Source organism: Ideonella azotifigens (assembly GCF_006519715.1).
In the GTDB taxonomy this organism is placed as follows: Bacteria; Pseudomonadota; Gammaproteobacteria; order Burkholderiales; family Burkholderiaceae_C; genus Ideonella; species Ideonella azotifigens.
The window spans coordinates 1-15,328 of sequence record NZ_VIDT01000062.1 but is presented as its reverse complement, the minus strand read 5'-3'; the positions used below and the strand labels follow the sequence as shown (position 1 = coordinate 15,328).

Here is a 15,328-nt window from a genome sequence, read left to right as displayed (position 1 = left end):
GGGCATTGCCTGGCGCGAGGCGGCTGCCTGCGCCCACCCGCCGATCAGGTGCGGTTGAGGATCCGGCCGCCGTCGACCAGGATGCACTCGCCGGTGATGAAGCTGGCTTCGTCCGACGCCAGGAACAGCGCGAGGTTGGCGACGTCCCATCCGGTGCCCTGACGCAGCAGCGGCACCTTGGCGTTGCGCTCGGCGTTGATCTCGTCACGCGACTTGGAGAAACGGCGCGAGCGGGTCTCGACCGCCATGGGCGTGTCGATCAGGCCTGGCAGGATGGCATTGACGCGAATGTTGAACTTGGCGTTCTGCAGTGCCAACTGCTCGGTGAGCGCATTGACGCCTGCCTTGGTGGCCTTGTAGGCCGCATACGGATACAGGCCCACCGCGGCAGCCGAGGAGACATTGACGATCGCGCCCGAACGCTGCTGGCGCATGATCACCAGCGCATGCTTGCAGGTGAACGCGGTGCCGCGCAGGTTGCTGCGGTAGATGTTGTCGAACTGTTCTTCGGTGATGTCCATCAGGTCCGCATCGCCACCGCCGAGGCTCACGCCGACGTTGTTGTGCAGAACGTCGAGCGAGCCCCAGTGCCGATGCGCCTCGGAGATGGCGGCGACGATGTCGGCCTCCTTCTGGATGTCAGCCTTGAAGGCGATGGCATCGCCGCCTTCGCTGCGGATCATCGCGGCGGTCTCTTCGGCGGATTCGATCGATCGGTTCACCGCCAGCACACGCGCGCCTTCGCGGGCGAAGCGGATGGCCGCCGCGCGCCCGTTGCCCAAGCCCTCGCCCGGGCTCTGACCCGCACCGATGACAACGGCGACCTTGCCGTCGAGACGCTTGCTTGCGGTCCAACCGGCCGCCTGATTCGTGGAAGTGCTCATGCCCGAAGCCCCTTGAAAGCTGGTCCTTAACAGAGCTTCGAATGTTATCATCGGTTCCACTGCACACATACAGTTCCACTGAACGGAACCGCAACATCGCCCCCGGAGACAGACCTACCATGAATCTCGGCATCGACGGAAAGCTCGCCCTGGTCACCGCCTCCAGCGGCGGCATGGGTCGCAACATCGCCCGCACCCTGGCCGCGGAGGGCGCCAACGTGCTGCTGTTCGCCCGCACCGCCGAGAAGCTTCAGGCGGTGGCCGAGGAGATCGAGGGCGACTACGGCGTCAAAGCCCATGTCGTGGCGGGCAGCATGCTGGTGGCCGACGACGTGGCGCGCCTCTCAGGCACGCTGGCATCGCTGGGGGGCGCCGACATCATGGTGCTCGTCACCGGCCGCCCACCGAACCCGCTGCGCGACACGCTCAAGGAGACCGAGCCCGAGCGCTGGCAGGAGGCCTACGAGAACCAGTTGCTGAGCGTGGTCCAGGTGGTCAATGCGGTAGCGCCGCAGATGCTCGACAAGGGATGGGGGCGCATCCTGGCGATCACGTCGGCCTCTGCCAAGCAGCCAATGGCCGTGCATGCGCTGTCCACCGTCTTCAGGGCCGGCGTGACGGCCTATCTGAAGGGCCTGGCCAACGAGCTCGGGCCAAAGGGCATCACGGTGAACTGCGTGGCGCCCGCCCTGATCGACACCTCGCACCGCAGCGGCTCGGCCGCCTACACGCCGGCCCAGGCGGAGCGCCGCGTCTCGATGACGCCGCTGCACCGCATGGGCACGCAAGAGGAACTGGCAGGCGTGGTGGCCTTCCTGGCCTCCGCACAGGCGGGTTTTGTCACCGGGTCCACCATTGCGGTGGAGGGCGGCATGATCGGCTCGCTGTTCTAGCCGACGCGCAAAGCCCCGCTCAGCTGGCGACAGGCCCGCCGAAGCGGCGCGAGATGTCGCCGGCGGCTTTTTTCACCAGCTTGGTGAAGGCTTTCTCGTGCATCTGGATGCGCACCGACGGACCGTTGACGGTGATGCAGTAACGCGCCTCACCGTTGGCGTCCCACACGGGTGCCGAAATGGCCGACAGGCCGAGCAGCCGCTCACCGTGCGACACCGCGTAGCCCTGATCCCGGATCTCGCTGAGCTGCGCGCGGATCTCGGCGGACTTGCGCTGGGTGGCCCGTGCGATTGCGGCGAGGGTCGATGACGAGGCGGTTTCCGGCATGAAAGCCAGCAGCGTCTTGGATGCCGAACCGAGCAGCAGCGGGATCTGCTCGCCCGGCTGCATCACGCTGCGCAGTTGCGATGGTGCAGTTGCCACCGAGTCGACGCAGACACGGTTGCCGTCCACCGCCATGTGGATCGCCACCGTCTCCTGGGTCTGCTCGGCCAGGGTCAGCATCGCGGGACGCGCGATGGCGCGGATGTCCAAAGTGTTGCGCACCAGCCCGGCCAGCCGCGTGAAGCGGAACGACAGGCAGTAACGCTGGTCCTCCAGCCGCACCAGGTAGCCGGCCTCTTCAAGGCTGCCAACGATACGGAAGGCGGTGGACTTCGGAAGTTCGATGCTGTCCGCAATCTCCTGCAGCGTCAGCGAAGTCTGGTCGGGGGCGAAGCTTTCGAACACGGCGAGGGTTCGTTCTACCGAGCGCATCATGGGGCGGGATCCTCTCTGGGATGTTGGCCCGCATTGTATTCAGCCGGTTCCACCAGCCGGCATGGATGCCGCTCAGCAGTCCCGGGGGCGTTGGCGGAGCGCAGGCCAGCATCATGCTCGGACAGGGTCCGTCCCCGGCACAGCCACCGGCAGCGCGAAGACTGCGCCGTGGCGCCGGCCGGCGACCAGCTCCTCGATGGAGCCGCGATAGACGGTGCAGAAGAGTTGCCGGCCGCCCTCCCCGCCCAGCGTGCACGACACGCCGCGGCCTTCGAAGGCGATGATGTCGGTGACGACACCGCCTTCGAGCACCCGCAGGAACTCACCGGTATTGAAGCAGCCCACCCAGATGGCGCCTTCGGCATCGCCGCAGAGGCCGTCGGGATGCCGCTCGCCGAGATCGGCGAACACCCGCCGGTGGCCGAGGTGACCGTCGGCGTCGATGTCGAATGCGGTCAATCGACCCGCCCAGGTCTCGGCCACCACCAGCGTCGTGCCATCGTTGATGATGGCAGCGCCGTTGGGGAACTCGAGCCCGCTGGCAGCCACGCTGACGGTGCCGTCCCGCTCGATCCGGTGCAGGTCTGTCAGCGCCCGCGGCTCGCCGGCGTCGTAGTCATAGCCGAAGTTGCCGACATAGATCCGCCCGTAACGGTCGACGACGAAATCGTTCACGTCGCCAGTGGCAAGGTTCGACAGGTCGGCATGTTCGACCAGCGTCTCGCCGTCTATCCGCATCAGCTTGCGGTTCTTCGATGACACGACGATGGGCGTGCCATCCGGCAGGAAGCCGAGCCCCGACGGGCGGTGCGGCACGTGGCAGACCTTGCGGCGTCCACCCTGCATGTCCAGTGCATAGACCGAATGGTCGAAGACGTCCGACACCCAGAGCCGGCCGTCCTGCCAGTGCGGCGCCTCGAGAAAGATGAAGTCTTCGGCGAAAAGCTCCGGGCGATGGTCGGCCATGACGGACTACCAGCCGCCGTCGATCTGGATGTTCTGGCCGGTGATCAGGTCCGCCTGCGAGGACGAGAGGAACACGGACAGGTTGGCGATGTCGACCGCCTCGATGCGGCGCTTCAGGCTCTGGTTCTCCAGGATCCAGTTGTGGTACTGCTCGCGCGTATCGGCCCGATCACGGAACTCCGCTTCCGACAGCACGGCGCCCGGCGAGATGCCGTTCACCGTGATGCCGTGCGCACCGAGCTCGCGCGCCAGGCCCTTGACCAAGCCGAACATCGCGCCTTTCGAGGCGATGTAGGGCACGTACCCTTCCCATCGGCCGGTGAGCGTCAAGGAGGTCACGTTGATGATCTTGCCCTGCTTGCGCTCCTTCATCGTCTTGCAGCAGGCCCGGGCCAACACGAAGACGGCCGACGAGTTGATGCGCACCTGGTCTTCGTACTCCTCGATGCTGAACTGCTCGAAGGGCTTCATGATGACCAGCGCGGCGTTGTTCACCAGGATGTCGATGCCGCCCACTTCGTTGGCGAGCTGGCTCACCGCGCTTTCGGTGGCGGCAAGCTGGTTCAGGTCACAGCCGAAGAAGCGCACGTTCGGCGCCGCCTCGTCCAGGATACCCTGTGCATTGGGGGCGCCGGGCCGGTCGAGCGCGATCACGCTGGCGCCCTCCTGGGCATAGCGCGTGACCATCGCGCGGCCAATGGTGCCGAGGGCACCGGTGATCAGAACTTTCTTTCCGTCCAGTTGCGGCATGCTTGTCTACTCCGGTTGTTGATGAATTGTGTGTTGATGTCGGGACGCTCGGCAGCGCCGGGTGGGGCCTGCTCGCGCACATGCAGGCGCCCCGCTGTCAGGCGCCGAGCGACGGCGCGAAGCCGATCATGGCCTTGACCTCAAGGTACTCCTCCAGGCCGAAGACGCCCATCTCGCGCCCGTTGCCGGAGCGCTTGTAGCCGCCCATCGGGGCTTCGGTGTTGCTGGGTGCGCCGTTCAGGAAAATGCGCCCGGCGCGCATGCGCGCACCGATGTCCTTGCCGCGCGCCGAGTCGCGCGTGAAGATGTAGCCGCCGAGTCCGTACTCGGTGCCGTTGGCGATGGCGATGGCATCGGCCTCGTCCCGGTAGGACATCACGGCGAGCACCGGGCCGAAGATCTCCTCCTGGGCGATGGTCATCTGCGACGTCACGTCGGCAAAGACGGTTGGCCGGACGTAGTAGCCGTGCAGGAGGCCCTCGGGCCGGCCCAGACCGCCGCTGACCAGCCGCGCGCCCTCATCGATGCCAACCTGGATGTAGTGCTGCACCCGCTCGAACTGCGCCCGGTTCACCACCGGCCCGACGAGCGTGGCGGGGTCCTGTGGGTCGCCCACACGGACCTTCACCACTTCGTCCGCCAGCAGGCGCACAACCTCGTCGACCTGCGCCTCCTGGACCAGGATGCGGGTGGGCGCATGGCAGGACTGGCCGCTGTTGGTAAAGGCCCGCGTGACGTTCCAGCGCACCGCGGCCGTCAGATCGGCATCGGGCAGGATGATGTTGGCCGACTTGCCGCCAAGCTCCTGCGAAACGCGCTTGACCGTGCCCGCCGCGGCTTCGGCCACCAGGATGCCCGCGCGCGTCGAACCGGTGAACGAGACGAAGTCGATGTCGGGGTGCTTGCAGATGGCCTGGCCCACGGTGGGGCCGTCTCCGATCACCAGATTGACCACCCCCTTCGGCACGCCCGCCTCGTGCAGGATCTCCGTCATCAGGATGGCCGTGACCGGCGTGAACTCGCTCGGCTTCACGATCACCGTGCAGCCGGCTGCAAGCGCCGCCGACACCTTGGTGGCCAGCAGTTGCGCCGGCCAGTTCCACGCCGTGATCAGGCCGCACACGCCGATAGGCTCGCGGCGCACGATGTTGTCGCCCAGCCTCGTCTCGAACTCGTAGGCCCGCAAGGTCTTGATGGCCTGACGGAAGGCGTCTATCGCGGCACCGGTGCGCTGCTTCAGGCACACCGGCGCGCCCAGTTCGCGGGTGATGGCCGCGGCCACGTCCGCTTCGCGTTCGGTGAACCGCGCCACGATGCGCTCCAGCAGCGCGATGCGCTCGTCGCGGGTGGTCTGGCTGAAGTCCCAGAAGGCGCGCCGCGCGGCGACGACCGCCAGGTCCACGTCCTGCGCACTGGCCAGTGCCACGGTGGCGAAGACTTCTTCGCTGGCCGGATTGATGAGTTCGAAGGTCCGCGCAGAGCGCGGCTCCACCCATTGGCCGTCGATAAAGCACTTGTCGTAATGTTTCACTGCATTCTCCGCAACGGTGGATTCAGATCTGTTTGGCGAGACCGCGGTCGGTCGATGAATGCGGCGTCATCGCGCCGCGGCAACTGCAGGGGCCCAGCCCATGCCCTGAAGCGCCAGCACACTGCGCTCGATGGCGGCATCGGGCTCCGGGTCGATGATCTCCAGTACCGGCGGGCAGCGGAAGCCAATCGCCTCGAGCGTGGCCGGCACAGGGCGGAAGTCGACAGTGCCCAGCCCGACCGCATCGTGACGGTAGACGCTTCGGCCGGTATCGGACAGGTGGACCACCCGCAGCCGCCGGGCGCAGAGCCGAAGCGCCTCGCAGAGATCCTCGCCGACGAAATGGCCGTTGGCGAGGTCGTAGACGATGCCAACCCGGTCGTCGGCGAACTGGTCGACGGCTTCGAGCAGACCGGCCATGTGCGGCAGGAAGGCGAATGGCATGTTCTCGACGTGGACGGCGGTCCCGAGGTCGGCAGCCAGGGGAACCAGCTGCGCCAGCGCCTGGTGAAAATGACCGACCAGCGCGTCACGCGGCATGGCCAGCAGCGGGTTCGCCTTGCCTGGGCCGATGACCACCCCTTCCGCCCCCAGGTCGCCCGCGAGCACCACCACTGACTGCAGAACGGCCAGGGTCGACCTCCGCATCTCTTCGGTGGCCGCAGCGACGTTGAGATCGATGTTCGGCATGTTCAGCGTGGTGATGCGCAGGCCATTGGTCTCGACGAAGGCGCGCAGCTCGCGGCGGGCGGCAGCATCGGCGTGGGCCGGCCAGAGATGGCCCGGGTACATCATCAGCTCGAAGGCCCTGAAGCCACGCCGCGCCAGGCGTTCGAGACAGTCACGAACGCTCGACCCCAGCGTGTAGGAGTAAGTATTGACCGCAAAGGCGGCCGGGCGAAGTGTCGATGACATGGGATGAAGTGAAAGCAAGAGGACTCGCGCCGAAACCGTGGAGGTGGCGCAGCGCGGAGCTCGCGGAGCGGCTCAGTCGCGGGAGGTTGCGACGTCGCTCTTGGCCGCGTTGGAAGACTTGGGTCTATCCCGTGCCACGCCGAAGGCGCCGGCCCCATCCAGCCGGGCAATGTCAGACGCACCGAGGCCCAGATGTTCCTTCAGCACACTGTCGCGATGTTCACCCAGGCGCGGCACCCGCAGTGCCTTGCGCGGCTTCTCGAGCCAGGCTGTATTGGCAGGCAGGGTGAAGGTGCCGCCATGGCCATCGTCGACCTCCCAGAGCGAGCCTCGCTCGCGAAGATAGTCGTTCAGGATCACTTCCTTCATGCCCAGGATGGAGGCCACTGGCACGTCGGCCTCTACCAGCTTGGCGGTGATCTCGGCGCGGGTGTGCGCACGGGTGAATTCCTCGGCAACGGCATGCACCTCGCGCTGGCGCTTCGCGCGCTCCACATAGGTCGCATAACGCGGATCGGTGCCGAGCTCCGGGCGGCCCATGGCCACGCAAAAGCGCGCCCAGAAGTCATCGCGGTTGACGCCAAGGCTGACGGCGCCATCCGACGCCGGGAACGCGCCATAGGGAATGCCATGGAAGTTGTTCGAGCCGGTAAAGCTTGACGCGACTTCGTCGTCGACCTGAGCGCGCCCCATGGCGACCGAGACCATCGGCAGCATGCACTCGACCAGGCCGAGGTCGATCAACTTGCCGACGCCGAAACGCTCCTGGTTGCGCAGCGCGAGGATGACGGCCGCGTGAGCCGACACCGATGCAGTGATGTCTCCCAACGCGAAACCGCACCAGACCGGATTGCCGGAATGATCTCGGGTGAGGCCGGTGGCACCGGACATGGCCTCTGCCACGATCGCCAGTCCGGCACGGTCAGCGTAATCGCCTGAATTGTCCAGCCCGAAGCCCGAGATGCAGGCGATGACCAATCGTGGAAATCGCTCGTGCAGGGTCTTGGGATGCAGGCCAAGGCGCGCCAGCGCTGCCGCACGCATGTTGGTGACGAACACGTCCGCGGTTTCGAGCAGGCTCAGCATCAGCTCTTTGCCGTGCTCGTTCTTCAGGTCGAGCACCAGACTCTGTTTGCCCCGATTGAGCGAAGCGTAGTACGCCGTGACGTCGCCGGTTTCGGTGCGGCGCGCGGGCAGACGGTGCCGCGTCAGGTCGCCGCTGGGAGGCTCGACCTTGATGACCGTGGCACCTTCGTCAGCGAGCATCTGACAGCAGTAAGGGCCGGCAATCAGGTGGGCCAGCTCGACCACCTTGACGCCCTCGAGCGGCAATGGCTCCGCACTGCTGTTGCTGTTCGACATGGTTCCGCCCGTTCAATTTCGACAGCTCCATTCTCAAGAGCGCACCCAGTCGAGTCGAGTCGCATTTATTGGCGGGTCCGGTAAGTTGAACTAACCCAGGGTATGCGAGACGTCATCGGCAACATGCGCCGGGCCAGGTGCGGATAGACTCCCGCGGACTCATGGAACTCCGTCACCTGCGCTATTTCATCGCCGCCGCCGAAGAAGAACATTTCGGCCGCGCATCGGACCGCTTGCATGTCACGCGGCCTGCGGTCTCGCAGATCATCGCGGACCTCGAAGACGAGATCGGGACGCCGTTGTTCGAGCGTCTGGCGCACCGGGTCCGCCTGACCGAAGCCGGCAAGACGCTGCTGCCACAGGTCCAGGCGCTGCTGAACCAGCTGGGCCAGGCGGTGCTGGCGACCCAACGCGTGGGCCAGGGCAAGAGCGGCACCCTGAGCATCGGTTACGGCTCGCTGACGCTGCTCAACTCGCTGTTCCGGGCGGCCATCAAGCAGTACAAGGAAGCCTATCCCGATGTGACGCTGTCGCTGCACGAGATATCCACCACCGACCAGTTCCGCGCGCTCGCCGACGGCAAGCTGGATGCTGGCTTCATGCATTTCGGGCCCGGACGGGTCAAGGTGCGCAAAGGGCCTGGCTCGAACCTGATGAGCCAGGACGAGACCGTGCTCGACTGGTTCCACATCCAGACCGGATCGCTGGGTGTCGCCCTGCCGACCGACCATCGCCTGGCCCAGCGAAAGTCGGTCACGCTGAGCGACTTGGCCGGTGAGCGTTTCGTGGTGGTGCCGCAATCCGTCAGCAGCCCCGGCTACGGCCCGCTCTACACGCTGTGCCAGGAGGCCGGTTTCGAGCCGGACGTGGTGCAAGAGGTCAAGACCATCTCGACCCAGCTGAACCTGATCTCGGTCGGCATCGGCATCGGCCTGGCGGTCACGGGCCGGAACTTCATCTACCCCAACGGCATCACGGTGGTGCCGCTGCAGGATGTCTCGCACGCCACCAGCTTCGTGCTCGCGTGGGTCAAGGACAAGATGGATCCCGCGCTCGAACGCTTGCTGGACATCGTCAAGCTCCTGGCGAAGTGACCGTTGGTCGCTGCCGCCGCCGCGAGGCGGCAGCGCGGCCGCCGTGACCTGGCCGATTCAGGCCAGCGTCCTGAAAAGTTCGCTGACGTCCTCAAGGTGCTCGAAGTCGCGGGCGAGCTGCAATGCCCGCTCGACCCGCTCGGCCGCGACGGGCACCGTCGCCGCGCCTGCGCAGTCGCGGAACTTCTCCGCCAGGTCGTCCCATGTCATCGGCGCTTCGGCGCTGCCCGGCACCTTGTCGCCCACGCGCACGAGATGCCGTCCATCCCGGGTCACGATCTCCACCCGCCCGTCCGGCAGGGTGGTGTTCCAGTCAAAGCGGCTGTCGTCAACCGGCAGCACCTTGGCGGCAGCGGCCAGCACCTGTGGGTCCTTCAAGGTCGCGGCACTGAAGTCGGAGACCTTGACGCGGCCGCGCGCCAGCGCCAGGCCGACGCAGAACGGCAGGCTGAATTTCGCGTCGACCAGGGTGGCCGGCGCGCGTCGTTGCTCCAGCGGCGACGACATGATCTTCTGGAAGTCGCCCACCGAGACGAGGACCTGCTCGATGTCGTCATTGGCCAGTCGATGCTCTTTCATCAGGACCAGCGTCGCGTGCAGGTAGGTGTGCACATTGCCGACCGCCGGCCAGGCCTTGTAGAGCGTGCCGGCGCCCAGGTAGTCGGTGCCCAGACCGTGCAGCATGGCAGCCCGGTCGTAGTGCCCGCCATAGTAGGTATTGAAGATGCCGGCCCGGCCCTCGAACAGCGTATCGATGCCGGTGATGCCGCGCTGCGCCAGCAGCGCGCCAAGCACGGCGCCCTGCGCTGTGAAGCCCGCGTACATGCCGCGCAGATCGCTCCCTGTGCCGAAGATGAGCTCCATGGTGCCGCTGGACTGCATGCTGGCGATGCCCAGTGCATGGGCGGTCTGCCGCGCGTCCAGGCCGAGCACATGCGAGGCGGCCACAGCGGCCGAGAAAATGCCCACCGAGGTCGACAGGTTCCAGTCCTTTCGCCAGCCCACGTTGCAACGCAGCCGCGCGAACAAGTCTTGGCCGACCGCCACCGCAGCCAACATCTTTCGGCCGGAGACACCACCGATGCGCTCGGCCACCGCGAAGGCGGCCGGCACGATGGAGCTCGCGGCATGAGCCCCCCAGGGCGTCTGGTCATCGAAGTCGAGGCAATGCGCCATCGCACCGTTGGCCAACGCAGCCAGAGGTGCAGGCAGGCGATCACCGAAGCCCAGGACCGTGCTCTCCCGGCGGCCGCCACATTCGGTGACCACGTCGACGAAGTTCCGCACCGCGGGCTCCAGGCCGCTCGCGGCGAGCGTGACGCCAACCGTGTCGAGCACGCTATTGCGCGCCGACTCGACGGCGGCAGCAGGCAGGTCCTCAAAACGGGTGCCGGCACTCGCCCTTGCAAAGTCGTGGCAGATGTCTTGGGTCATGGGGAGAGATGGAGGTTGCGAGGCTCTGCGGCCGACCAGATCAGTGTGCGCGGGCACGACCGTGGCCGCCCACCGTGTAGATCGCTGCGGCGATGACGATCACCGTGCCCTCGATCAGCCCCTGGTAGTTGGCCCCGAGGTTCAGCATGTTGAAGCCGTTGGTCAGGGTGAACAGGAGCATCGCTCCTGCGAGCGTCTTGACCACGCTGCCCGCGCCGCCGAACAGCGAGGTGCCGCCCAGGATCGCCGAGGCGATGACCGTCAGCTCGGCACCCTGCAGCGCGGCCGGGTTGATGGACCGCAGGCGGCTGCCGAACATCACGCCGGCGAAGCCTGCCGCGGCGCTGCACAGGATGAACGCCGCCATCCGGTAACGCGACACGTTGATGCCGGACAGGCGTGCCGCCTCGGGGTTGCCGCCCACGGCATACAGTTTGCGGCCGACGGTGGTGAAGGTGAGCACGAACCACACCAGCGAGGCGAAGATCAGCATGTAGATCACGGCCTTGGAGACGGACAGCTCCGATCCGCCCACCGCACCCACTGCGATCGCGCAGACCCCGCCCATCAGCATGCCGAGCGACGCGGGCGACAAGCCCCGGCCCTCGCGCCGCCTGCGCAGCGCCGCCGCGGCACCGGCGAATAACAGCACGGCGCCGATGCAGATCAGCGGCAGGCCGATCGCCACGCGGCCCGACTCGAAGGCGCGCATCGAGGCGATCACCTCGGGGCTCTCGACCGACAGGGAGCGGCCGTCGGTGTAGATCAGCACGATGCCGCGGATCGCCGTCAGCGTGCCGAGGGTGACGATGAAGGCATTGATGCCGACGTACTGCACGATGGCACCGTTGAGCAACCCTGCCAGTACGGCCACCAGCATTGCGGCACCGACCGCTGGCCAGAAGCCGATGGAGTCGGCCAAGCCGATCAGCACCGCGGCTGAAAGCGCTGCGACGGAAGCGACCGAAAGATCGAAATTGCCAGTGATCAGGATCACCGTCATTGCGATCGCCATCACGGCTGTCAGCGATGACTGATGCATCACGTTGGTGATGTTCTGCATGCTGAGGTAGCTGACCCGCCCTGTGTAGGCGCTCGCCACCGCCAGCACCAGCACCAGGATCAGCAGGGCGTAATAGACGCCCATCTCGCGCAGACCGAACACCCGTCGCCACTGCGTAGGCAGGGCCTGATGGACCGGCGCAGCCTCGCGCGGCGGCGCAACGGGCCGCGCTGTCGGATCGGAAGCGTGTGAGAGGTGGGAATTCGTCAGTGCCATGGCCGCTCAGTCTGTGTCAGTTGCGCGCCACCGGTGGGCGCAAGGCTCGGCTGGGCGCTCTGCCCGCCCGCCAGAAGGATGAGCTCGTGCTCGGAGGTGTCCTCGAGCGCCCGCTCCGCCACGCAGCGGCCGTCCCGCATCACCAGGATCCGGTCGCTCACCGCGAGCAGCTCCTCGAATTCGGACGAGACGATGAGCACTGTCATGCCTGCGGCGGACAGCTCGCGCACAAGCCGGAGGATGTCGGTCTTCGCGCCAATGTCGATGCCCGCTGTCGGTTCGTCGAGAAGGAATACCCGGATGTCGCTGAAGAGCCATTTGGCGATGGTCACCTTCTGCGCATTGCCGCCGCTCAGCTCGGTCACCAACGCTTCGGGCGAAGGCGCCTTGATCTTCAGCTTGCGGATCGCCTCGGCGCCGCGCGCCACCTCATGGCGGCGCACCGGCAGCCAGCGGCGCCAGGAGACGCCGGCCAGAGCCGGCAGCGTGGTGTTGCGCCAGATCTCGAACTGCGGCACCAGGCCCTGGCGCGCGCGGTCCTCCGGCACCAGACCGATGCCCGCCTTCACCGCCGCCATGGTCGATCGGCCGACCGCGCGGCCCGCGACGGCGACGGTACCGGTGGCGTCGGGATCCGCGCCGAAGATGGCGTGCAGCAGCTCGCTGCGGCCCGAACCCAGCAGTCCCGCAATGCCGAGCACCTCGCCGGCCTTCAGCGTCAGCGAGATCGGCTGGAGCTTGCCCGGCGAAGCGAGCGAGCGCAATTCGAGCGCTACCGGTGCGTCCGGCCTGCGCGTCCTTGCGGAGGTTCGTTCCAGTGTCACCAGTTGCCGACCGACGATGGCCTCGGCGATGCGGGTTTCGTCCATGTCGCAGGTCTGCGCTCGCATGACGGCCTGGCCATCGCGCAGGATGGTGAGGCAATCGGTCAGGGCCACCACTTCATCGAGAAAGTGCGAGACGAACAGGATGGCCTTGTTCTCGACCCGGCTCAGGCGCCGCACGGTCTGGTAGACCACCTCGCGCTCGTCATTGGCCAGCGAGGCAGTGGGTTCGTCCAGCACGATCAGGTCGGCCCCGGTGCCCAGGGCCTGGAAGATCGAGACCATCTGGCGCTGCCCGATGGCGAGCTCGCCCACGAGACGGTCCGGGTCGAGCCGGTAACCGACTCGGTCGCAGAGCTCGTCGAAGCGCGAGCGATAGGCCGCATGACGGCGCCAGCGGCCTTCGTCGCCCAGGAAAACGTTCTCCAGCACCGACAGCGTCGGCACCAGGGGCACGTGCTGGTGGACGGTCGCCACGCCCATCGCGCTCGCTTCACGCGGCGACGACCATTGAACCGGCTCACCCTTCCACAGGATCTTGCCGCCGGACGCCGGGAAGGCCCCCGACAGGATCTTGATGAGCGTGGATTTGCCAGCGCCGTTGGCTCCCAGCAGGCCGTGCACCATGCCGGGCTCGATCACCAGGTCGACACCGCGCAAGGCCACCACGGCCCCGTTCAGGAAGGCCTTGCTGAGTCCCTGCAGCTGCATCAGCGGGACATGCTGTGTCACCGGCATCGAACCCGCTCCTCGACGGTCAAGTGCTGCACCTCGGGATCACCACTCGGCCGGGCACGCGGCCAGGTTGTCCTTGGTGATCGCCGGCGTGTCGTACGAGATGTATTGGGCCTTCTTGGTGTTCTTGCCGGTCGCCGCGTCGTAGAGCGCCTTGGCCGCCAGCCGGCCGATCGTGGCGGGCTTGGTGCAGACCGAGCCGTCAATCTCGCCATTCTTGATGGCGTCATTGCCGAGCTTCGAGCCGCCGCCGGTCGAGACCAGCTTCACATTCGAGTTTGCGGCCCGGATCGCGCGCGAGCAGCCGAGGGCCATGTCGTCGGCGTGGCTGAAGAACAGATCGAGGTCGGGGTTCGCCGTCAGGATGTTCTGGCAGACCGCCTCGCCCTTGGCCGGCGTCCAGTCGGTCGGCTGCGAAGCCACGATCTGGAATTTCACGCCCGCCGCAGTCAGTGCCTTCTTGAAGCCTTCGGTGCGCTGCCGAACCACCGCGAAGCCGGGGGCACCCTCGATGATGCCGATCTTTACCGTGCGGCCCTTGGGCAGGAACTTCACGGCCAACTCGCCCGCACGCTCGCCGGCGACCACATCGTCGGTGATGACGAGCGCCGTGAGCTTGGAGTACACCTGCTTCACCGGTACCTTGTCGGTGTCACCGATCTGCGCGGCAGAGGCAACGAAATTGATCTTGGCATCCGTCGCCCGGTCCACCCATCCCAGGGCCACCACCGAGTCGGTGGCGATGATGGTGATGCCATCCACCTTCTGCGCGATCAGGTCCTCGATGGCATTGCCCTGGCGCTCGACGCTGGCCCGCGCGTCGATCACGACGGTCTTGCAGCCCAGCTCCTTGCAAGCCTCCTGGAACCCCTTGCCCAGCGCCGCGTCGTACGGGAACTGCATGCTGTTGGCCACATAGCCCAGCGTGATGTCCTTGGCGCCTGCCGCGCCTGCCACGAGCGCCAATGCAGCGGCGCCAATGGCCACCCCTAGCGTCTTGATCTCTTTCATGCCTGTCTCCAATTTGAATAGTTAAGTTTTACGTTGGCTGTCTCTTGCCGCACTCCGCCTGCCAACCACGCCGGAGCGGCCCATGCCAGTCATGCCCATCCACGGGCCGGCACGCCCTCTTCTCGAGTGCCCGGCTCTGCGGCAACCGCCCCGCTGGCAGACCGCCGTCCCAATCGACTGGGAGTCACTGGGGTCGGCGGATTATTTGCGCCGCCTCTGGTCAGGTCGAGTCGGTTTTTCTGGTGTCGAAGGTAAGCGCGCCTGAAGCACGCCGAGGGTTCGACCTCAGATGCCGGCGGTCTGTCCACCGTCCACCACCATGGCGTGACCGGTCACGAAAGCCGCCTCGTCGGAGCACAGCCAGAGCACCGTTGCTGCAATCTCTTCGGCCTTGCCCATGCGGCCGATCGGCTCCTGCGCGATCACCCTGGCGCGGCCCTCCGGCGTGCCCTGGGTGTAGCGCTCGATCATCTCGGTGTCGATGATGCCGGGGCACACCGCATTGATCCGGACCTTGGACTTGGCATATTCCAGGGCAGCCACCTTGCTGATGCTGGTGACGCCGAACTTGGACGCGCAATACGACGATTGCCCCTGGATGGCGAGCACGCCGGCTCCTGACGACGTGTTGACGATCGCGCCGCCGCCGCCCTGGACCATCAGCGGAATCTGGTACTTCATGCAGACGAAGACGCTGCGCAGGTTCACCCGGATGATGCGGTCCCAGACCTCTTCGCTGAGGTCGGCCAGTGAGGTGGCCGGCTGTTCGATGCCGGCGTTGTTGAAGGCGAAGTCGAGCCGGCCGAAAGTCCGCATCGCCTCGTCGAGCGCCCCGCGCACGGCGTCCCCGTTCGACACGTCGCAGCTGGCGGCCAATGCGCGAGCGCCAA

General features: G+C 66.6%; 14 protein-coding genes. 2 read left to right on the top strand and 12 right to left on the bottom strand.

Features of this window, described 5'->3' with window-relative positions; genetic code table 11:
- Positions 1–44: 44 nt before the first annotated feature.
- The gene (locus tag FKP22_RS06605) at positions 45–884 is read right to left on the bottom strand and encodes an SDR family NAD(P)-dependent oxidoreductase (protein WP_141286354.1); all 840 of its coding nucleotides are present in this window, start codon (positions 882–884) and stop codon (positions 45–47) included.
- Positions 885–1,003: 119 nt separating this feature from the next.
- On the opposite strand from FKP22_RS06605, the gene FKP22_RS06600 reads away from it, so the two are divergent.
- Positions 1,004–1,777: an SDR family oxidoreductase gene (locus tag FKP22_RS06600; RefSeq protein WP_141286352.1), complete on the top strand. Its 774-nt coding sequence runs from the start codon at positions 1,004–1,006 to the stop codon at positions 1,775–1,777.
- A gap of 19 nt (positions 1,778–1,796) precedes the next feature.
- Here the strand turns inward: FKP22_RS06600 and FKP22_RS06595 are convergent, their stop codons facing one another.
- From FKP22_RS06595 to FKP22_RS06570, 6 genes are all read right to left on the bottom strand, one after another.
- Positions 1,797–2,537, bottom strand: coding sequence for an IclR family transcriptional regulator (locus FKP22_RS06595; protein WP_211361320.1), 741 nt, complete (start codon positions 2,535–2,537; stop codon positions 1,797–1,799).
- Between the two features lie 111 nt (positions 2,538–2,648).
- On the bottom strand, positions 2,649–3,503 hold the full coding sequence (locus tag FKP22_RS06590) for an SMP-30/gluconolactonase/LRE family protein (protein WP_141286350.1): 855 nt from the start codon (positions 3,501–3,503) through the stop codon (positions 2,649–2,651).
- Between the two features lie 6 nt (positions 3,504–3,509).
- Positions 3,510–4,253: an SDR family oxidoreductase gene (locus FKP22_RS06585; protein WP_141286348.1), complete on the bottom strand. Its 744-nt coding sequence runs from the start codon at positions 4,251–4,253 to the stop codon at positions 3,510–3,512.
- A gap of 97 nt (positions 4,254–4,350) precedes the next feature.
- Positions 4,351–5,784, bottom strand: a complete 1,434-nt coding sequence (locus FKP22_RS06580) for an aldehyde dehydrogenase family protein (RefSeq protein ID WP_141286346.1) — start codon at positions 5,782–5,784, stop codon at positions 4,351–4,353.
- Positions 5,785–5,850: 66 nt separating this feature from the next.
- On the bottom strand, positions 5,851–6,699 hold the full coding sequence (locus tag FKP22_RS06575) for a sugar phosphate isomerase/epimerase family protein (protein ID WP_141286344.1): 849 nt from the start codon (positions 6,697–6,699) through the stop codon (positions 5,851–5,853).
- A gap of 72 nt (positions 6,700–6,771) precedes the next feature.
- Positions 6,772–8,061, bottom strand: a complete 1,290-nt coding sequence (locus FKP22_RS06570; RefSeq protein WP_141286342.1) for a CaiB/BaiF CoA transferase family protein — start codon at positions 8,059–8,061, stop codon at positions 6,772–6,774.
- A 161-nt stretch (positions 8,062–8,222) separates the two neighbouring features.
- Between FKP22_RS06570 and FKP22_RS06565 the strand changes: the two genes are divergently transcribed.
- Positions 8,223–9,155 carry a LysR substrate-binding domain-containing protein gene (locus tag FKP22_RS06565; RefSeq protein ID WP_141286340.1) on the top strand — a complete coding sequence of 311 codons (933 nt, stop codon included), beginning with the start codon at positions 8,223–8,225 and terminating at the stop codon, positions 9,153–9,155.
- Between the two features lie 57 nt (positions 9,156–9,212).
- Here the strand turns inward: FKP22_RS06565 and FKP22_RS06560 are convergent, their stop codons facing one another.
- From FKP22_RS06560 to FKP22_RS06540, 5 genes are all read right to left on the bottom strand, one after another.
- Complete coding sequence (locus FKP22_RS06560) at positions 9,213–10,589, bottom strand: MmgE/PrpD family protein (protein WP_141286338.1); 1,377 nt, start codon at positions 10,587–10,589, stop codon at positions 9,213–9,215.
- Between the two features lie 40 nt (positions 10,590–10,629).
- Complete coding sequence (locus FKP22_RS06555) at positions 10,630–11,706, bottom strand: ABC transporter permease (RefSeq protein ID WP_233446813.1); 1,077 nt, start codon at positions 11,704–11,706, stop codon at positions 10,630–10,632.
- Positions 11,707–11,858: 152 nt separating this feature from the next.
- Entirely contained in the window at positions 11,859–13,430 is a 1,572-nt protein-coding gene (locus FKP22_RS06550; protein WP_141286336.1) for a sugar ABC transporter ATP-binding protein, read from the bottom strand.
- 39 nt (positions 13,431–13,469) lie between these two features.
- Positions 13,470–14,438 carry a sugar ABC transporter substrate-binding protein gene (locus FKP22_RS06545; protein ID WP_141286335.1) on the bottom strand — a complete coding sequence of 323 codons (969 nt, stop codon included), beginning with the start codon at positions 14,436–14,438 and terminating at the stop codon, positions 13,470–13,472.
- Positions 14,439–14,723: 285 nt separating this feature from the next.
- Positions 14,724–15,314 (bottom strand): SDR family oxidoreductase, encoded by a 591-nt coding sequence (locus tag FKP22_RS06540; RefSeq protein ID WP_233446812.1) that lies wholly within the window; start codon positions 15,312–15,314, stop codon positions 14,724–14,726.
- Between the last annotated feature and the right edge of the window lie 14 nt (positions 15,315–15,328).